General features: G+C 71.5%; 15 protein-coding genes and 1 pseudogene. 9 read left to right on the top strand and 7 right to left on the bottom strand.

Annotated features, from left to right (window positions below):
* The first annotated feature begins 149 nt into the window (after positions 1-149).
* The 3 genes from OV427_RS22305 (at position 150) to OV427_RS22315 (ending at position 4282) form a co-directional block, all read left to right on the top strand.
* Entirely contained in the window at positions 150-2810 is a 2661-nt protein-coding gene (locus OV427_RS22305; RefSeq protein ID WP_267858162.1) for an ADOP family duplicated permease, read from the top strand.
* 42 nt (positions 2811-2852) lie between these two features.
* Entirely contained in the window at positions 2853-3221 is a 369-nt protein-coding gene (locus tag OV427_RS22310) for a PadR family transcriptional regulator (RefSeq protein WP_267858163.1), read from the top strand.
* 68 nt (positions 3222-3289) lie between these two features.
* Positions 3290-4282 (top strand): hypothetical protein, encoded by a 993-nt coding sequence (locus tag OV427_RS22315; RefSeq protein ID WP_267858164.1) that lies wholly within the window; start codon positions 3290-3292, stop codon positions 4280-4282.
* An 11-nt stretch (positions 4283-4293) separates the two neighbouring features.
* On the opposite strand, the gene OV427_RS22320 is transcribed toward OV427_RS22315, so the two are convergent.
* From OV427_RS22320 to OV427_RS22340, 5 genes are all read right to left on the bottom strand, one after another.
* Positions 4294-5862 (bottom strand): serine hydrolase, encoded by a 1569-nt coding sequence (locus OV427_RS22320; RefSeq protein ID WP_267858165.1) that lies wholly within the window; start codon positions 5860-5862, stop codon positions 4294-4296.
* A gap of 138 nt (positions 5863-6000) precedes the next feature.
* On the bottom strand, positions 6001-7494 hold the full coding sequence (locus OV427_RS22325; RefSeq protein WP_267858166.1) for a hypothetical protein: 1494 nt from the start codon (positions 7492-7494) through the stop codon (positions 6001-6003).
* Between the two features lie 120 nt (positions 7495-7614).
* Entirely contained in the window at positions 7615-8949 is a 1335-nt protein-coding gene (locus tag OV427_RS22330) for a thioredoxin domain-containing protein (protein ID WP_267858167.1), read from the bottom strand.
* Positions 8950-9052: 103 nt separating this feature from the next.
* The gene (locus tag OV427_RS22335; RefSeq protein WP_267858168.1) at positions 9053-9829 is read right to left on the bottom strand and encodes a zf-HC2 domain-containing protein; all 777 of its coding nucleotides are present in this window, start codon (positions 9827-9829) and stop codon (positions 9053-9055) included.
* Positions 9826-10308: an RNA polymerase sigma factor gene (locus OV427_RS22340; RefSeq protein WP_267858169.1), complete on the bottom strand. Its 483-nt coding sequence runs from the start codon at positions 10306-10308 to the stop codon at positions 9826-9828. Before OV427_RS22340 ends, OV427_RS22335 begins: the two co-directional genes overlap by 4 nt.
* A gap of 270 nt (positions 10309-10578) precedes the next feature.
* Between OV427_RS22340 and OV427_RS22345 the strand changes: the two genes are divergently transcribed.
* The 4 genes and pseudogenes from OV427_RS22345 to OV427_RS50810 all read left to right on the top strand — a co-directional run bounded on the left by OV427_RS22345 (position 10579) and on the right by OV427_RS50810 (position 13773).
* Entirely contained in the window at positions 10579-11841 is a 1263-nt protein-coding gene (locus tag OV427_RS22345) for a caspase family protein (protein WP_267858170.1), read from the top strand.
* A complete protein-coding gene (locus tag OV427_RS22350) occupies positions 11838-12617 on the top strand; it encodes a hypothetical protein (RefSeq protein WP_267858171.1) in 780 nt (259 codons plus the stop codon). The genes OV427_RS22345 and OV427_RS22350 overlap by 4 nt, the downstream gene beginning before the upstream one ends.
* A pseudogene (locus tag OV427_RS22355) lies at positions 12614-13438 on the top strand (putative Ig domain-containing protein); the annotation flags it as partial. The gene OV427_RS22350 and the pseudogene OV427_RS22355, both read left to right, overlap by 4 nt.
* A gap of 182 nt (positions 13439-13620) precedes the next feature.
* Positions 13621-13773: a putative Ig domain-containing protein gene (locus OV427_RS50810; protein ID WP_420718274.1), complete on the top strand. Its 153-nt coding sequence runs from the start codon at positions 13621-13623 to the stop codon at positions 13771-13773.
* A 13-nt stretch (positions 13774-13786) separates the two neighbouring features.
* Here the strand turns inward: OV427_RS50810 and OV427_RS22360 are convergent, their stop codons facing one another.
* Complete coding sequence (locus OV427_RS22360) at positions 13787-15145, bottom strand: hypothetical protein (protein ID WP_267858173.1); 1359 nt, start codon at positions 15143-15145, stop codon at positions 13787-13789.
* Positions 15146-15332: 187 nt separating this feature from the next.
* Between OV427_RS22360 and OV427_RS22365 the strand changes: the two genes are divergently transcribed.
* Together OV427_RS22365 and OV427_RS22370 are read left to right on the top strand one after the other, a co-directional pair.
* Positions 15333-15929: a hypothetical protein gene (locus OV427_RS22365; protein ID WP_267858174.1), complete on the top strand. Its 597-nt coding sequence runs from the start codon at positions 15333-15335 to the stop codon at positions 15927-15929.
* 70 nt (positions 15930-15999) lie between these two features.
* Positions 16000-16227 carry a hypothetical protein gene (locus OV427_RS22370; protein ID WP_267858175.1) on the top strand — a complete coding sequence of 76 codons (228 nt, stop codon included), beginning with the start codon at positions 16000-16002 and terminating at the stop codon, positions 16225-16227.
* Positions 16228-16241: 14 nt separating this feature from the next.
* On the opposite strand, the gene OV427_RS22375 is transcribed toward OV427_RS22370, so the two are convergent.
* Complete coding sequence (locus OV427_RS22375) at positions 16242-16844, bottom strand: CDP-alcohol phosphatidyltransferase family protein (RefSeq protein ID WP_267863462.1); 603 nt, start codon at positions 16842-16844, stop codon at positions 16242-16244.
* Positions 16845-17026: the final 182 nt, after the last annotated feature.

The raw sequence follows: 17026 nt of genomic DNA on the forward strand, positions 1-17026 counted from the left end.
CGGATGAGCCCGGAGAGAACCTCGGGCCCCTGAGGCGTCGGGCGTCGGCGCGGACCCTCCTCCACCCGCGTCAATCCCCATGCAATCGTCCGTCGCGGGCTCCGTATTCTACATTGTAGTAACACCCCAGCCAGCAAGACGAGGTTTGCGTGCCGCCGTTGGAGCCGAGGAGTGGAGGCCCCCAGAAGGTCCCCCGACTGCCTCTGGCCCTGCTGCGGGCATGGCTTCCGTACGCCGAGCGGGACGAGGTGATTGACGAGCTCCGCGCCGAGTTCGCTTCCCGCGAGGCCCGTGAGGGCCGCCGGGCCGCGAGCGGGTGGCTGTGGCGTCAGGTGCTCGGCTCCGTGCCGCCGCTGGTGCGGCGCACGTTCTTCCGCGGATGGACTGGCTTCGAGCCTGCCTCCAGCCGCCTGCGCCCCGGAGGCCCCCCGATGGAGAGCTTCATCATGGACCTGCGCTACGCCGCCCGCCGGCTGCGCACGCGTCCCAGCTACGCGCTGCTGGCCATCCTCACCCTCGCCATTGGTGTCGGCGGGACGGCGGCGGCCTTCGGGCTCGTCCGGGGACTGCTCCTGACGCCGCTGCCGTACCCCAACGAGGAGCGGCTCGGCCTCTTCTGGTCCCCGGGTGACTGGTCCGAGCGCGAGTTCCTCCACCTGTCCTCCGACTGGTCCGGCTTCAGCGCCGTCGCAGCCTTCCGCACCAAGGAGCTTCCGCTGCGCCGAGGCCCCCAGGCCTCGCCCGAGCTGGTGACCTCGGTCTCCACCACGGCCGGCCTCTTCGACGTGCTCGGCGTCCGCCCCGTGCTGGGCCGCGCCTTCGAGCCGGGCGAGGACCGTCTGGGCGCCGCGCCCGCGGTGGTCATCAGTGACGGGCTCTATGCGGACCTCGGCGGGCAGCCGTCGCTCATCGGCAACACGGTGGAGCTCGATGGGACGACGCACACCGTGGTGGGCGTCATGCCCAAGGGCTTCTGGTTCCCGGACCCGACGGTGCGCGCCTGGGTGCTGGAGCCGCTCAATCCAGAGGACGGCTCCGGCAACTACGCGCTCGTGGGACGCCGCGCTCCCGGGACGGATGGGCCCGCGGTCGACCTGGCGCTGAAGCGGTTCGGTGCGCGGCTCAAGGAGCGCTTCCAGTACCCGGCGGCCTGGGACAAGTCCCGTGCGCCCGCGATGACGCCGCTGCGCGAGCACCTGCTCGGGCCGCTGCAGGCGCCGCTGCTCGCGACGCTCGCGGCCATGGCGGTGCTGCTGCTCATCGCCTGCGCCAACGTCGCCGCGCTGATGCTCGGGCAGGTGGACAGCCGCGCCACCGAGCTCGCCGTCCGCATGGCGCTCGGCGCGGACAGCCGCCGGATGACGCAGCAGTTGCTCGCGGAGGCGCTCCTCCTGGGGCTCGCGGCCGCCGGAGTCGGCGCCGTCATCGCGGCCCAGGGCTTCCGGCTGCTCACCGACGCGCTGCCGCTCGGACCCCTCGCGCCGCACGGCTCGCTGGACTGGGGCGTGTTCTTCGCGGCGCTCGTGCTGGCGCTCGTCGCGGCCTTCGCGGTGGCGCTGCTGCCGGCGCGCTCGCTGCGGAGGTCCGACCCGCAGCGCGCGCTCTCGAAGTCGCGCACGGGAGGTGTGGGCGCACGCGGTGGGCGGACGGAGGGCGCGCTGGTGGTGGGGCAGGTGGCGCTCGCGGTGCTGCTGACGGCGGGGGCCGCGCTGCTCGTGCGCTCGGTGACGAACCTGCGCGCCATCGACTCGGGGGTGGACACCGGCCGCGTGGCGGTGCTCGACGTGGTGATGGAAGGCAACGTCGCTCGCGAGGCCCGGCCACGGGTGATGGCGGACCTGGTGGCCTCGCTCGCCACGCTCCCGGGTGTCCGCGCGGTGGGCGCCACGCAGAAGCTGCCGCTGCGCGGCTCGGGCGAGAGCTGGGGGCTCGAAATCGAGGGCAAGTCGGACCTGCCCTCCACCACCACCTTCGTGCGGCTGGTGTCCCCAGACTACTTCGAGACCATTGGCATCCAGTTGCTCGACGGGCGCCTGTTGCTCGAGAGCGACCGGGCGGACACCGAGCGCGCAGTGGTCATCAACCGCGCGCTCGCGAAGAAGTACTTCCCGGGGGAGAACCCCATCGGCCAGCGCATCGACACGGGGCTCGGCGGGCTGGAGCGCATCGTCGGCGTGGTGGAGGACGTGGCGGAGGCGGGCCTCACCGACGGCTCCGTGCCCGCGCGCTACATGCTCCACGCGCAGGTGGCGGACATGATGATGACGCGGCAGGTGCTGGTGCTGCGCGCCCAGCCGGGGCAGGACCCCGCGGCGCTGGTCGATGCCGCCCGGAAGCAGATTGCCGCCACCTCGCCCTCCGTGGCCGTGCAGCGCGGCTCCACGCTGGAGGCGGTGTTCGCGCAGGCCATCGGCCCCGCGCGGCAGGTGATGTCGGTGCTCACGTTCCTCACGGTGCTCGCGGTGGTGCTCGGCGCGGTGGGCGTGTACGGCGTCACGTCGCACTTCGTCCGGCGGCGGCAGCGCGATTTGGGCATCTGCATTGCGCTCGGGCTGCGGCCGTCGCGCGTGGTGGCGCAGGTGGTGGGACGCGGTGGGGCGCTGGTGTTGCTCGGGAGTGTGATTGGCACCATCGCGGCGCTGGCCCTGGCGCGGCTGCTCTCGTCGTTCCTGTATGGAGTGAGCGCGGTGGACCCGCTGTCGCTCGCGGGCGCCACGCTGGGGTTGCTGGCGGTGGGGGTTGGCGCTGCGCTGCTGCCCGCCTGGCGCGCCAGTCGACTGGACCCCGCCGTCGTGTTCCGCGAGGGATAGAGTCCCGCCCGTTTCAAGCTGTCGTTTCGAGAGGAGCAGCCCGTGTCACCCGCTTCCAACACGACGTCCGACGCACCCCTCGGCACCTTCGAAGAGCAGGTGCTGCTCGCGGTGGTCCGCACCGCGCGGGCCCCCGATGAGGGGGGCGCCTACGGGATGGCCGTGCGCCGCGAGCTGGAGGTGGTGGCCGGACGCGAGGTGGCGATTGGCGCGGTGTACGCCACGCTGGACAGGCTCGAAGCGAAGGGGCTGGTTGCGTCCGAGCGGGGTGACAGCTCCCGGCGGGTGTTCGCCGTCACGCCCCGGGGCGCCCGCGCGCTGGTGGACACGCGCGAGATGCGGGAGCGGCTGTGGAGCGGGGTGGACCTCGTGCCGCTGCTCGCGGGTGGGGTGACTCGGCGAGCCACCTGACCCGGGTCGGTGGACGTCACCTCGCGGGCCAGATTGACTTGGTGTTGATGTGACACTAAGTAGAGGAAATGAGCGCTCCGACACCCGTCTGCCTGCTCCGCCGTGAGTACGAACCCGTCGCCCTGCTCGCCGCGCACCCGCCCGTGCTCCGGCATCCGCACAAGAATCTGCTGTTCGAGCTGACGTGTCCCCCTGGCGCCGTCCACGAGGGCAGCATCGTGCTGACCCGGTGGCGTGCCCTGTCGCTGCCCGCGACGGTGGAGCTCGCGGCCACCGAGGTCCTCGCGGTGCCCGGCACCTACGACTACAGCGGAAGCGACGCCGGGGTCTGGCACGTGAACTTCGCCGACCCGCAGTTGTTCATCGGCTACGGCTCCGCGCTGCTGGCTCAGGACGAGACGCAGGCCGCTGAACACCCGGTGCTCGGCTCCTTGCGCGAGGCGCTGCTCGACGAGGGTCTCCCGGCGACGACCGAGGTCGATGACGAAGCGACGCCCGTCCTCGTCGCGGGCGCCGAGCGTCGGTGCGCCATCTCGACCGAGCCGGACCGCGCCGCCGGCCGGCCGCTCGGCCTCTACGGCAACAGGTTCGCCGCGGCGCCGGCCAACGTCATCCGCGCGGCGGTGCGCGTGCTGCGTCCTCCTACCCGGACGAACCTCATCGCCATCGCCGCACCCGCGGGCGGACGCGGGCTGTACTTCCGCCACCAGCTCGAGCGGATCCTGACCACCGCGTACACCGGCTTCAGTGCCGCGGTGGCCGAGTCACACCGGCAGTGGCCCGGGACCCCCGTCGAGGTCCGCACTGGCTTCTGGGGTTGCGGCGCCTTCGGCGGCAACAGACAAGCGATGACGCTGCTCCAGTTGCTCGCGGCGCGGCTCGCTGGCGTCGACCGCCTGCGGTTCTACGCCTTCGACGACGCGGGCCAGACCGACTTCCGCAAGGGCGCCGCTGACTTCGAGCGGGTCCTCGCGGCCGGCACTCCGGGCGAAGCGCTCGCGGAACTCATCGAGCGCATCGGGGACCTCGACTATGCGTGGGGCGTGAGCGACGGGAACTGAGCCGGTGAGACTCAGGGCTTCGTGCCCAGCTTCTCCAGCATCTTCACGGCGTTGGTGTTCTTCGGGTCCAGCGCGAGCGACTTCTTGTAGTTGGCGATGGCCTCCGCATTCTGGCCCGCCTTCATGTAGCACTCGCCGAGGCTGTCATAGGCATTCGAGTCCTCGGGGTAGAGCTCGACGTTCGCCTTGAGCACCTTCATCGCGTCGGCGCCCTGTCCCTCGCTGAGCAGCCGGTAGCCGAGGTTGTTCAGGTCCCCGGGAGTCAGCTTGCCGCCCGTGCCATCTCGCTTCATCGACCGGTACCAGTCGAGCGCCGCATCCGTTCCCTTGAGCCGCGCGAACAGGTCCAACTGGATGAAGGAATTCTCCGGGCGGGGGACATACGACTTCCAGCCGTACTCGGCGGCCACGCTGGAGGCGATGGGGTCAATCAGCAGCCCACCGCTGTCCGAGTTGGTCATGATGGCGACCCCGCTGCCCGAGTCGGCGAACGCAATCAGGGCGCACTGGAAGCCCTCGTTCGAGCCGCCGTGCCCGAAGCGGTCCTTGTCGCCCTCCAACTGGAACCCCAGCCCGAAGGCCTCCGACTGCTTCGTGAGCATCTGCTTCGCCATCGCCTGTGACAGCACGCGCTTGGACTTGCCTGCCCGCGCCTTCGACACCTCGATGGCGATGCGCCCCAGGTCGGACGGCGTCGTCCACAGGCCCGCGGCGGCCATCTCCGGGTAGACGTGCCACTGCCCCTCGACGCTCTCTCCGCCGAAGCGCGTCCCGGAGGCGGCCATCGGCGCGAGGGCGGCGGGCAGCGGCTGCTCGTACGAGCTGTGCTTCAAGCCGAGCGGCGTCAGCACCGTCTCCCGCATGATTTGCGGAAACGGCTTCTTCAACTGATTCACCATCATCAACTGGACGAGCGTGGTGCCGCCGCCGCTGTAGCGCGTCTTCGTCCCGGGGACGGTGTCCACCCGCACCGCCGCGGTGTTGGCGGGCTTCGCCCCGTCGAGAACCTGCTCCACCGTCGGCAGCGGGTCGGTGACGGCGTAGCCAGGGAAGCCGTGCACCGTCGTGCCCGCGCTGTGGCTGAGCAGGCGACGCAGCGTCACCTTCTCCGTCTTCGTGAACTCGTTCTCCGGGAGCTTCCACGTGCCCAGTGCGTCGTTGATGTTCGCGTCGAGCGACCACTTCCCGGCCTCGGCGTAGTGCACCGCCGCGAGGGCCGTCACCGGCTTGCTGATGGACGCGGCCTGGAAGAGCGTGTCAGGCGTGACGGGGTCCGTGCCGCCGGCCTGCTTCACGCCATAGCCCTTGGCCCAGACGAGCGCGTTCTTCTCGAACACGGCGACGCTGACGCCGGGAATCTTGTACAGCTCCATCCAGCGCTCGAGCGACAGGCGCATGGGCTTCTCGCCGGGGAGCGTGACGGTGGGCAGCCCCGCTTCCACCCGCGCGATGCGGGCCGCCTCGGACGGACGGGCCATCCACTCGGTGGAGGGCTTTCGGGTGTCGGCCGCGGTGAGCAGGGCGACAGCCGTGCAGCTCGTGAGGGCAACGAGGGCGAGGCGGTGGAGCGGTGGGCGCATGGGGTTCTCCGAGAGTAGCGGCTCGTACGCCCCGGATGTGCCCCGATTGCATCCCACCGTGTGCGCCGGAAACACGACCGCCGGGCCCCCCTCGCGAGGAGCCCGGCGGCGTGGATACCGCGTCTTCAGTGCGAGGGACTAGCGGCGGCCCTCGAACTCGGTGATGCAGCGCTCGGTCGTCTCGGGCCGGACGAGGAAGGTCTGCGGCGCGACCAGGTTGTTGTTGGAGCCCAGGTTGGCGTCACCGATGGTGCTGGCGCCGTGGTAGATGAGCGCCGTCCAGTCGTTCTGCGACGCGTTGATGAAGTCAGACGTGTCGCCGTCGTTGTTCAGGTCCTGGGCGATGAAGCCGGCCTGGATGACGCCACTGCCGTTGAAGTCGAGGTTGGCGCTCGCGTTGCCGGTGCGCAGGACGGTGCCGATGCGCACGCCGTAGTGGGACAGGTCCGCCTCGGTCGTCGGAGCGATGGGCGAGAAGGCGTTGAGCTCGCTGACGGACGCCTCGCTCGCGGAGGCCAGGCGCACGCGGGAGTAGTCGAGCACGCCGTCCGTGCCGTCCTTCATGAGGCCGCGCAGCTGGTACCCGTAGCTCATGAGGCTCAGGTAGTTGGCCTTGTAGTTCATGCCCTCGTTGCCGCCGTGCTGCAGGCCGATGTTGTGCCCCAGCTCGTGCATGATGGTGCCGGCCTGCTGCTGCTCGGTGCCGCCCGGGGTGGACCAGTTGCCCATGGTCACCATGAAGTCATGGCCGGGGATGCCGCGAGACAGGCCGCTGGAGCCGCTGGCGTCGTACTGGTTGGCGACGAGCGCGTAGTGGAAGAACGGCGCGCGGCGCGCGGGGAAGTACTTGGCCTTGATGACGTCGAAGTCCGCCCACGCCGGGTTCAGGTCCATGTTGGCGTCGGCCGCGGCAATCTGCTGGCTGAGCACCAGGTGCAGGTTGATGCCCGTGGAGCCGTCCGGGTTGCTCACCGGCGCGGCGGCGAAGGCGGCCGTCACGCGGTCCAGCGCGGCCTGGAGGGGCTTGAGGCCGGGGTAGTAGTCCATCTCCACGAAGACGTCCTTCTTCGTCGGGCTGGCGCCGTAGTAGCGCAGGTCGACGCCGCCGGAGCCGTACAGCTCGGCGAAGTCGCTGATGCTGTCGCCATCCGTGTCCGAGCTGAAGGCGTTGGTGCCGTAGCGGTTCTCCGCGGCATCGCAGACGCCGTCCGTGTCGGAGTCCGGGGCGGTCAGCGCGCAGAGGTACACCGTCTGCACGTTGGAGACCTGGTAGGTCTCTCCGTCCTGCTGCACGTTCTCGTAGTTGGGCTTGTGGAAGACGTTGACGGTGCGGTAGCCCGCGCGGCTGTAGACGAGCTTGAGGGCCTCCTCGCCGCCAGCGACCATGAGGTACTGCACCTGGTCTTCGCCGTGCTGGTTCCCGTAGGCGTCGAAGATGTAGACGCCCGACGTGTCGGACTTCTGGATGATGGGGTTGGCGCAGCCGGAGCCGGAGCAGATGCCGGAGGCGACAGTGACTGTCACGTCCTGCATGGCGCTGCCCGTCGCGGCGTCGTTGATGTAACCGTAGACACAACCATTCAGTCCCACGGAGGCCACGGAGGCCACCAGGGTGTTGCGAAGCGCTGACATGAGTCCCCCTCGATTGGGTTCAGGTGCTTGGGGCGGTGCGTGCCCGCTGACACCTGAACGGGAGGGGGACTCAAACTTCCTCACCGACGCCGATTTTTTCCGGAAGGGCCCGGGCCGGGACTATCGCGCGGCCATGCCGGACTTCTTCAGCTCCTCGTCGATGATGCGGCGGAACTGGTCGATGGGCAGCGCGCCCACCAGCGGGCGGCCATTGATGAAGAACGTGGGCGTCCCATTGGCCCCCACGCGCGTGCCCTCGCTCATGTCCGCCGTCAGTTGGCTGTCGAACTTTCCCGAGTCCAGCGCCGCCTTGAAGCGCGCCTCATTCAGGCCGAGCTGCTTCGCGTAGGCCTCCAGCGAGGCCCTGTCCAACTGCCGCTGGTTGGCGAAGAGGATGTCGTGGAACTCCCAGAACTTCCCCTGCTCGTGCGCGGCCAGGGACGCGGCGGCCGCCAGCTTCGCGTGCCGGTGCATGTCCAGCGGCTGGTGCTTGAAGGCCACGCGCAGCTTCCCGGCGTACTCCTGCTCCAGGGCCTTCATCGTCGGCACCGCGCGGGCGCAGAACGGGCACTCGAAGTCGGAGAAGGCCACCAGCGTCACCGGCGCGTTCGCCGGGCCGCGCGCGGGCGCGTTGCCCACCTCCACCTTCTGCACCGGCAGCTCCTGCTGCGCGGCCGCGGGCTGCGACGGCGGCCGGTCCACGCCCTTCTCGATGACGCGCGCGTACACCTCCGCCGCACGCACGCCGCCCTTCACCAGCGCCTCCGCCTTGCCCAGCTCCTCGTCCACCACGCCCGTGAAGACCTCCAGCGGCTGCGCGCCGCTGATGAAGCGCCCATTCACGAAGAAGCCCGGCGTCCCGGTGGCGCCCACCTGCATCGCCAGCGACTCGTCCTTGCGGATGCGCTCGGCCAGCCGCGAGTCGGCCATGTCCTTCTTCCAGCGCTCCACGTCCAGGCCCAGCCCCTGGGCGTAGCGCTCCAAATCCCCCTCGCTCAGCGCGCGTGCGTTGCTGAAGAGAGTGTCGTGCATCTCCCAGAACTTCCCCTGCTCGCCGGCCGCGAGCGCCGCGAGCGCCGCGGGCTTTGCGTGCGGGTGGTTGGGCAGCGGGTGGTGCTTCATCACCACGCGCAGCTTCTTCCCGTACTTCTCCTGGAGCTGCTTCACCGTCCCGTGCGCGCGCGAGCAGAAGGGGCACTCGTAGTCGGAGAACTCCACCAGCGTGACGAGCGCGTCCTCGGGCCCGGCCGCAATCGAGCCATCCAGCGGCACCTTGTAGACGGTGGGCGAAATCGGAGGACGCTGCCGGGCGCCCGGCGCCTTCGCCGCCGCTGCCGGAGCCCCGCGCGCCTCGACGGCGCCAGCGGATGCCTCCGAGGGACGGCCGACCCGACCTCCCACGAAACCCAACACGAGCCCCACGGCGAGGCTCACCCACACGGACGGCTTGGACACGGCGCGACTCCTCGGGAAGAGAGCCCGGGCCTTCAGGGGCCCGGTGTCCGCGTTGTGACGCGAGCCCGTCCGGAGTTTCAGCGCCGCATTTCGAATTCGTCCGTCAGCGCGGCGTGAGCGTCACCCGCGTCTCGGCCAGGGGCTGTCCCCGGGCATCCGTGAAGCGCGCACGCACCTCCAGCGCACCGCTGAGCCACCCCTCCTGCACCGGAGTGCTGAAGGGCAGGATGACATCCACCCCCAGGGCCACGTCCGCCGTCGGGCCTTCGCTGGGGAAGAAGTGCAGCGGCTCTCCGGAAGGGGACGTTGCTTCGATGCTCAGCCGCGCCGCCTGGGGCGCCGTGTAGCTGAACTGCACCGCGCCCCCTTCCGCGCACGCGAGCGTCCCGCCGGGCCGCGCCTCGCCGCGCACCTGCCCGTCCGCGCCGATGCAGAAGGCCCGCACGCCCCACGCCGCGCCCGGCTGCCCCGAGCGCGCCTGCCACGCGGAGTCCTGCGTCTCATCCACCTGCTGTGGCCTCACCACCAGGAGCGCGAGCGCCGCGGTCGCCGCGAGGCCCAGTGACACGCCCATCCAGGGACGAAAAAAGGAGAAGCGCTCCGCGGGCGGCGTGGCCCGCACGGGCGCCCGCGCCGGAGCAGCGGCCGTGCTCTCCGCGAGCCGCGCGAACAGCGCCTGCTCCAGCAGCGCCTTGCGGGCTTGCGGAAGCGCGCGCTTCTCCAGCGAGGACTCCACGCGCGCGAGCCTGTCGTACGTCTCGCGGCAGCTCGGGCAGGTGGCCGCGTGGGCGCGCAGCCAGGTGAAGCCCTCCGCGTCCAGCTCACCATGGAAGAGTGCCTCCAGGGCCCGCTTCGCCTTCGTGTCCGCGCACTCACTCATGAATCGCCTCGCCGTCTGAAGAAGCTCCAGCCCCGGGTCTCCAGTCCTTCCAGGTAGCCGCGCGCCTGGAGGAAGCCGAGCAGCCGCGTCTTGATGCCGTGCTCCCGCCGCCGCACCTGGATGCGGGTGAGTCCCATCCGGCTCGCCGCCGTCTCCTGTGCCAGCCCTTCTCCGAAGCGCAGCTCGAACAGCGCCCGCTCCTCCGCGGAGAGTCCTTCCTTGAATCCCGCCACCAACGCCTCCACCTCCCGGTCCTCCAGCAGCTGGGTCAGCCCACCGCCGTCTTCCGGCAGCTCGCCCTGCGACTCGTAGGGCTCCAGGCCCACCGCGACCTCGCGGTTGCGCGACTGCTCCAGCAGCACGTTGCGGGCGATGCCCATGAGGAAGTGGGCGTACGGCCGCGAGCCGTCATAGGCCGCGCGCGTCCGGGGCTCGAAGGCCCGGGCGAAGGTCTCCAGGATGAGGTTCTCCATTTCCATGGCACCCCTCAGGTGGGAGAACACGCCTCCTCGCCAGGCAGCCGCCCTCAGCATGCGAGCGAGCCCCTCCGCATGCGCGCGGTACACGGCTGCAAGGGCCTCCGGAACACCCTCCCGGAAGCGCCGCAATGTCGGGTCATCCCACTCCATCCCTCACGGGCTTACCGCGCTGTGCGGCCGCCGTCATCTTGTGTTGACGCGAGGGGGCCCGAGTGGATTGCGCCAGTGGACTCGTGGCAGCCTCATGCGTCGCGCCACCCAGCCAACCGCATGAGACTTCTCCTCCGCGCACCCCTCATGGCCCTGTGGGTCGCGCTGCTCTTCTCGGCCTCCGCCCGCGCCGCGTCTTCCGACGGGGCCTATGCCGTCATCGTCGCGCACAACGGCGGGTTGGACAGGAACCAGGCCCCCCTGCGCTACGCGGATGACGACGGCGCGCGGTACTACGAATTGCTGGCACCCCGCGTGCGCGAGGCGGTGCTGCTGAGCGTCCTGGACGACGAGACGCAGGTGCTCCACCCGGGGCTGGCGGCCCTGACGCGTCCGCCCACCCGCGCGGCCCTGAAGGAGTCCCTCGCGCGGCTCAACGCGCGCATGGCGGCGGACAGGGCCCGGGGCGAGCGTCCGATTCTGTACTTCGTCTTCACCGGCCACGGGAAGCGAGGCGCCGCGGGCGAGGGGACGGTGAGCCTGCTGGACGGCCCCTTCACTCGCACGGACCTCTTCCAGGGCGTGCTCGCGCCCAGCCAGGCGTCGTTCATCCACCTCATCGTGGACGCGTGTGACTCGTACTACTTCGTGCACTCGCGCGGCGCGCTGCCGGTGGGGCCCGCGCACACGGAGGCGGTGAAGGGCCTCCTGGCGACGCGCGAGCTGGACCGCTACCCGCAGGTGGGCGTGGTGCTGTCCACGTCGACGGAGCAGGAGAGCCACGAGTGGAGCGCCATCCGCTCGGGGGTGTTCAGCCACCTGGTGCGCTCGGCGCTCACCGGCGCGGCGGACGTCAACGCGGACGGGCGCGTGGAGTACTCGGAGTTGCACGCCTTCGTCGCGGCCGCGAGCCAGGGCGCGGAGGACGTGCGCGGCAAGCTCGCGGCGTTCGTCCGGCCTCCCGCGCTGGACCGCTCGGTGGCGCTGTCGGATTTGAGCACGCAGGCGGCGCTGAGCTACCTGCTGGTGCCCCCGGGCATGGAGGGGCGGCTGTGGGTGGAGGACGCCCGGGGCCTGCGCGTGGCGGAGTTCAACAAGGAGCGCGAGCGCTCGGTGGTGCTGGCGCTGCCGCCGGGGCGCGGCTACTTCCTGCGCACGAACGGACGTGAAGCGGCGTTCACCTTCTCGAAGCCGGGCGCGGTGGTGGATGCGGGCGGGCTGGGGTGGCACGAGACGGCGCTCGCCGCGCGCGGGGCGGTGCAGGACGCGCTGCGCGACAGGCTCTTCTCGGTGCCCTTCGGCTCGCGCTTCTACCGGGGCTACGTGGCCAACCTCGAGCTGCCGCCGGTGGCGCCCGAGGAAGGACCGGACCTGTCGCCATGAGTGCCCTGTCCGTGGCGCTGATGCTCTCGCTGTCGCTCGCGCAGTCGGCGGCGGAGTGCGAGGGGCAGAAGGTGGTGCTCATCCCCTTCGACAGGGTGGCGCTGGCGCGCGAGGAGACGCGCGGGCTGGAGGAGGCCGTGCGCCGCGCGGTGGGCTCCACGCCCGGGGTGTGCCTGGAGGCGCGCGCCGACACGGTGGCCCGGCTGCGCACGCTGGGCCCCGGGGCGACGGCCTGCGAGGGCGCGGCGTGCCTGGGCGCGCGGAGCGTGGCACCGGGCGCGGCGTGGCTGGTGCGCGGCGTGGCGCTGGGCGTGGGTGGCTCGCGCAGCGTGGTGCTGACGTTGGAGGACTCGAAGGACTGGGAGGCGCGGGAGTTGTTCCAGTTGCCCGCGGCGAAGGCGGAGCCCGGCGAGGCCGAGGCGCGGGCCCGTCAGGCGTTCCAGTTGCTGTGGGCGGGGCGTCCCTCGCTGGACGGCGTGGCCCAGACGTCGGCGAGCGTGGAGCGTCCGACGCGCGTGTGGCCCAAGGTGCTGCTGGCGGCGGGAGGCGCGGCGCTCGCGGCGGGCGTGGGCTTCGGTGTGGCCGCGCGCCGGGCGGAGTCGCGCCTGTCGGAGGGGAACGCGGGCTGCTCGGGTGAGGGCGAGGCCTTCCGCGCGTGCCTCGATGACCGGCTGCGGTCGGGCCGCAAGCAGGCGACGACGGCCAACGTGTTGCTGGGGACGGGCGCGCTGCTGGGCGCGGGCGGGGCGTTCTTCCTGGTCTGGGAGCTGCCATGAGGCGCGTGCTTCCGGGCGTGCTGGCCCTGGTGTGCGTGGCCGCGTGCACCTTCGCGCCGGACCTGTCGCGCTACGACTCGTGTGACGCGCAGGGCGCATGCCCCTCGGGCTTCACGTGTCTCGCCTCGGAGTCGCGCTGCGTGCCGGACTGCGGTGAGCTGGACACGTGCGAGCCCGTGGACCCCACACCCGGAGCGGATGCCGGTGACTCGGGTACCGACGCCGGTGCGGACGCGGGTGCAGACGCGGGTGACGACGCGGGGACCGGAGTGGATGCGGGCGAAGACGGCGGCGCGGATGCCGGGGTGGACGCGGGCACGGAGGAAACGGACGCCGGGCCGGTGGTCGCGCTCGCGCTCGATCCGGATGCGCTCGGGACGGCGCAGCAGGGCCGGGCGTACAGCGGCCGGCTGCGCGCGAGGGGCGGCACTCCGCCGTACACCTTCACGGCGACGGTGGCGCTCCCGGCGGGACTCGGTCTCGACGGTGACGGCCAGCTCACCGGCATGCCCGCGGCTGCGGGCGACTTCTTCCTGTCCATCAACGTGACGGACCGGAGCACGCCTTCGCAGCAGGCGAGCGGCAGCATCCCCCTGCGCGTCTATTCCAGGCTGCTCCTCGCCGGGCCGGGAATGCTCGTGGATGGGGTGCAGAACAAGGCCTACTCGGAGCGCCTGTCCGCCATTGGCGGCAAGACGCCCCACCGCTTCACGCTGGCCAACGGCAGCACCCTGCCCGCGGGGTTGCAGCTCGCCGAGGACGGCAGGGTGACGGGCACCTGCGGACCCGTGGGGAGCGCCAGCTTCACGGTGGAGGTGACGGACAGCGACTCGCCCCCGCAGGTCTCCACCCTGGCTGTGTCGATGCGGACGATAAGCGCGGGAGGCCTCAACCTGATTGCGTTGACGCAGGGCGTGCCGGACGGGCGCGTGGGCAGCACGTACAGCTACGCCCTGCGCTCTACGGCGGGACGCCGCCCTTCTCGTGGTCGTGGAAGGGCGCCGTGCCTCCCGGCATCTCCGTCGTCAACGGCGCGGAGGGAGGAGTCCTCACCGGCACGCCTACCCAGCCGGGCACATACACGGTGACGCTCACCGTCTCGGACTCCCTGATTCAAACCGTGAACAGCGACACGCTGATGCTGAAGGTGGACTGACCGCTCCCGCGCCTCAGGTCAGGTTCAGCAGCGGGCTGCCGGCGGGAACGAGCGGCGGTGGCAGCGCCCACAGCGCGGTGGGGTTGCGGTAGCCGAGCGCGAAGGCGGTGAGGATGGCGGGCCACCGGTCCGCGAAGCTCGCCCAGTTGTACTCGGTGGGCTTGGAGGTGAGCGGGTTGTAGTCGCGGTCTCGCTGGGTGGCGGCGTAGTCGGAGAAGTTCCACATCACCGGGCCCAGCCCCAGGCACAGCAGCGGGGTGAGCGCCTGCATCAATTCCGGGCGGGACACCTCGTCCGGCGGGCGCGAGGGCGGGGTGAAGGCTGGCTGCACCGCATCGTGCTGCTCGCGCCACGCCAGGCAGTTGTTGGCGATGGCGATGAGCGCCTCGCGCGCGGCACCTCCCGGGGCCTGGCGCGCCGTCTCGATGAGGGCGAAGCCCGCCACCACCAGGCTGTTGCCCGACACGTCCGGAAGCAGGCGCGCGAAGTCCGACGGGGCTGGCTGCTCGCGGGTGCGGGTGATGAGGACGTCGTAGGCGCGCTTCGCCTGCTGGGGCGTGGCGCCGCGCAGGGTGAAGTCGCGCAGCACACGGTCCGGCGTGACGGCGCCCGCGCCCTGACGCCATGCGAGGTACGTCTGCGCCGAGCCGCCAATGTCGGTGAAGATGGCGACGTTGCCCTCGTTGAGCATGCGCTCCATCGTGCGGGCCATGGCCTCGGCTTTGTCGAGCGGCAGCATGCCGGGGGCCTGGAAGAACAGGCGCGCGATGCGGTGCGCGGTGGACCAGAGCGTGCGCGGGTCGGAGAGCGGCTCCAGGTTCATGGCGCCGGCGAGCGCGCCGAGCGCCGCGGCCGCGTCCTTCGGCAGGCCATGCCACCCGAGCGCGGTGGAGATTTTCTCCGCGCCCACGCGCATGGGGCCGGTGAGGCCCACGCGGTCATAGGCTTGTGCGGCGCCAGGCAGCACCTCTCCCTGGGCGATGTCGATGATGCGCCGGGCGATGGCCGCGCCGAGCATGCCCTTGCCGGCCTCCTGCGAGGCGTGGGGCGTGAAGGCGAACCAGGACGGACGCACGCGGCTGGTGCCGCCCGGCCGGAAGTCCGGGTCCAGCAGCGCCTGGAACGTCTGCGCGATGCCGATGTAGCCCTGGGTGATGAAGCGGTTCTGCGAGAGCGGTGTCCCGGGAGGGACGCCGGTGGGAGCCACCCGGTCCGGCACGGGGGCGCGGAGCGCGTTGAGGTCGCGCAGCACGTTCAATTCGGCGGCGGGCTGCGCTCCGGGGGCGTGGATGCGCAGCGCGGTGCGAGGAGGCTCGGCGGCCGCGAGGGACGGCGCCGCGGTGGGCGGGGGCGGTGGGCGCTTGGTTGCCATGGGCTCCAGGGCGGGAGAGGAGGCCGCACTATCGCCGGAATGCCCCGGGGGATGCGCGGGGCGGCCCGCCTGGGGGCGGGAGGGGGCTCGGTGGGTGGCTCGCAGTCCAGGCGCTGCCCGGCCGAACGGGTGGTTGTCCATGACCCGGCAGTCCCCAACTTTGAATTGGAAAGGGAGGCCGAGAGCCATGTTGCGCAAGGTCACCTGGACGGTGTTGGGCATCGCGGGGCTGTCGCTGCTGATGTGCGGTGGGTGCACGGCGGAGGCGCAGTCCGGGGAAACGGCTCCGCGGCAGCAGGCGGGCGGACAGGCGCAGCCCGCCGGTGAGGACGCGGACCTCCCGAGCACGGAGGCGGAGTTGCGCGCGGAGGTGCTCCGCCTGCGGCAGGAGGTGGCCCGCCTGCGTGCCCAGGTGGACGCGCAGGGTGTCGGAGGTTCGGGGAGCGCGGGCACCTCGGCCATTCCGGAAGGCGCGGGCACCCGGGCTCCCGTGATGAGTGACGTCCCGGCCGCGGGCTCGGGTGTCCGCGCACCGCGGGGCACGGCGGTGGTGAACGCCGTCTACCTGGGCACGGTGCGCTCGGCTTCCGCGAAGCAGGTGGTCATCGACACGGACTACGGCGAGTCGCTGCCGCTGAGCGTGGACGAGAAGACGCAGGTGCGCCGCAACGGGCAGAGCATCGGCGCGCGCCAGCTCGAGAAGGGCGAGCAGGTGCGGGCGGTGGTGGACATGGTGGGCCAGGACCAGACGCTGGAGATTGCCGTGCTGCCGGCGGGGGAATGAGAGAGGAGGCGAGCCACGCTCCGTCAGTCACATGCCTCGGGCTCGTCCCTGGGGCGGAGGTTTTTCCATCATGACGGCCTATGACCGATACCGCGCGCTCCTGCGCAAGCTCCTGCACGTGCGTGCGGGACATCCGGAGGGCGACTCCCCCGAGGAAGACGCCCTGCTGGATGCCATGGACGAGGTCTGGTCGGAGATGACCGACGGCGAGCGCTCCGCCATCGCCTCCGAGCGGGCGCGCGCGCTGGGGCTCCCGGAGTCCCACGGCGCCGACCCCGCGCCTCCGCCCCAGGGCTGAGGCCTGGTCGCGTGCTACTTGCGCGCCGTGGGCATGGAAGACGTGGGCCCCTCTGTGGGGCCGTGGTGCACGTGGGCCTGCGAGGACTCCCGGCCGCGCACCCGCGCATGCAGCACCGCGCGCGAGTAGTCCACCACCGAGGCGAGCGACAGCACGCCAATGAGCGCGACGAGCGGCGACACCGCCGGTGGGAAGAGCAGCACGCACAGCAGGGCCACCAACTGCAGCGAGGTGACGACCTTGCCGAGCAGCCGGGCCTTCAATTCCACCGACCGCAAGCCCGGCACCACGCGGGCGACGATGAAGCCGATGGCGGTGCCGATGTCGCGCACCACCAGTAGCAACACCTCGGGCAGGGCGATGAGCCCGTCGAGGTAGCAGACGAGGATGGCCGTCACCATGAAGCCCCGGTCGGCCACCGGGTCGATGAGCGCGCCGATGCGCGTGGCCAGTCCCCGGTGACGGGCAATCCACCCGTCGAGGAAGTCGGTGAACGCCGCCAGCATCACCAGCACCGCGCGCACCACCGTGTCGGGAATGGCGATGAACGCCACCGCCATCGGCAGCCTCGACAGCGACAGGGTGTTGAGCAGCACGAGGTTCGCCCGGCGTTGCATATGCATTGAAAGTGAGTCCTCAACCCCCGCGGTGCACGGGGACCGGCGGATGACCGTTCAGCGGCGGACCCCACCTCAGGCAGGCAACACGCCAGGGAACGAAGGGGCGGAGCAGCCAGGGGCCGGGAGTCCACGGGGCGACGCCGCCGTGGGACGCGGGTGCAGGGCCTCGCGGGGGATTC

The organism is Pyxidicoccus sp. MSG2 (assembly GCF_026626705.1).
GTDB lineage: Bacteria > Myxococcota > Myxococcia > Myxococcales > Myxococcaceae > Myxococcus.

What these genes read in the sequence shown, in the direction of transcription:
- OV427_RS22315 (WP_267858164.1), top strand. Translation starts at nt 3,290, where the DNA reads ATGAGCGCTCCGACACCCGTCTGCCTGCTCCGCCGTGAGTACGAACCC.
- OV427_RS22320 (WP_267858165.1), bottom strand. Translation starts at nt 5,862, where the DNA reads ATGCGCCCACCGCTCCACCGCCTCGCCCTCGTTGCCCTCACGAGCTGC.
- OV427_RS22325 (WP_267858166.1), bottom strand. Translation starts at nt 7,494, where the DNA reads ATGTCAGCGCTTCGCAACACCCTGGTGGCCTCCGTGGCCTCCGTGGGA.
- OV427_RS22335 (WP_267858168.1), bottom strand. Translation starts at nt 9,829, where the DNA reads ATGAGTGAGTGCGCGGACACGAAGGCGAAGCGGGCCCTGGAGGCACTC.
- OV427_RS22340 (WP_267858169.1), bottom strand. Translation starts at nt 10,308, where the DNA reads ATGGAAATGGAGAACCTCATCCTGGAGACCTTCGCCCGGGCCTTCGAG.
- OV427_RS22345 (WP_267858170.1), top strand. Translation starts at nt 10,579, where the DNA reads ATGAGACTTCTCCTCCGCGCACCCCTCATGGCCCTGTGGGTCGCGCTG.
- OV427_RS22350 (WP_267858171.1), top strand. Translation starts at nt 11,838, where the DNA reads ATGAGTGCCCTGTCCGTGGCGCTGATGCTCTCGCTGTCGCTCGCGCAG.
- OV427_RS22360 (WP_267858173.1), bottom strand. Translation starts at nt 15,145, where the DNA reads ATGGCAACCAAGCGCCCACCGCCCCCGCCCACCGCGGCGCCGTCCCTC.
- OV427_RS22365 (WP_267858174.1), top strand. Translation starts at nt 15,333, where the DNA reads ATGTTGCGCAAGGTCACCTGGACGGTGTTGGGCATCGCGGGGCTGTCG.
- OV427_RS22370 (WP_267858175.1), top strand. Translation starts at nt 16,000, where the DNA reads ATGACGGCCTATGACCGATACCGCGCGCTCCTGCGCAAGCTCCTGCAC.
- OV427_RS22375 (WP_267863462.1), bottom strand. Translation starts at nt 16,844, where the DNA reads ATGCAACGCCGGGCGAACCTCGTGCTGCTCAACACCCTGTCGCTGTCG.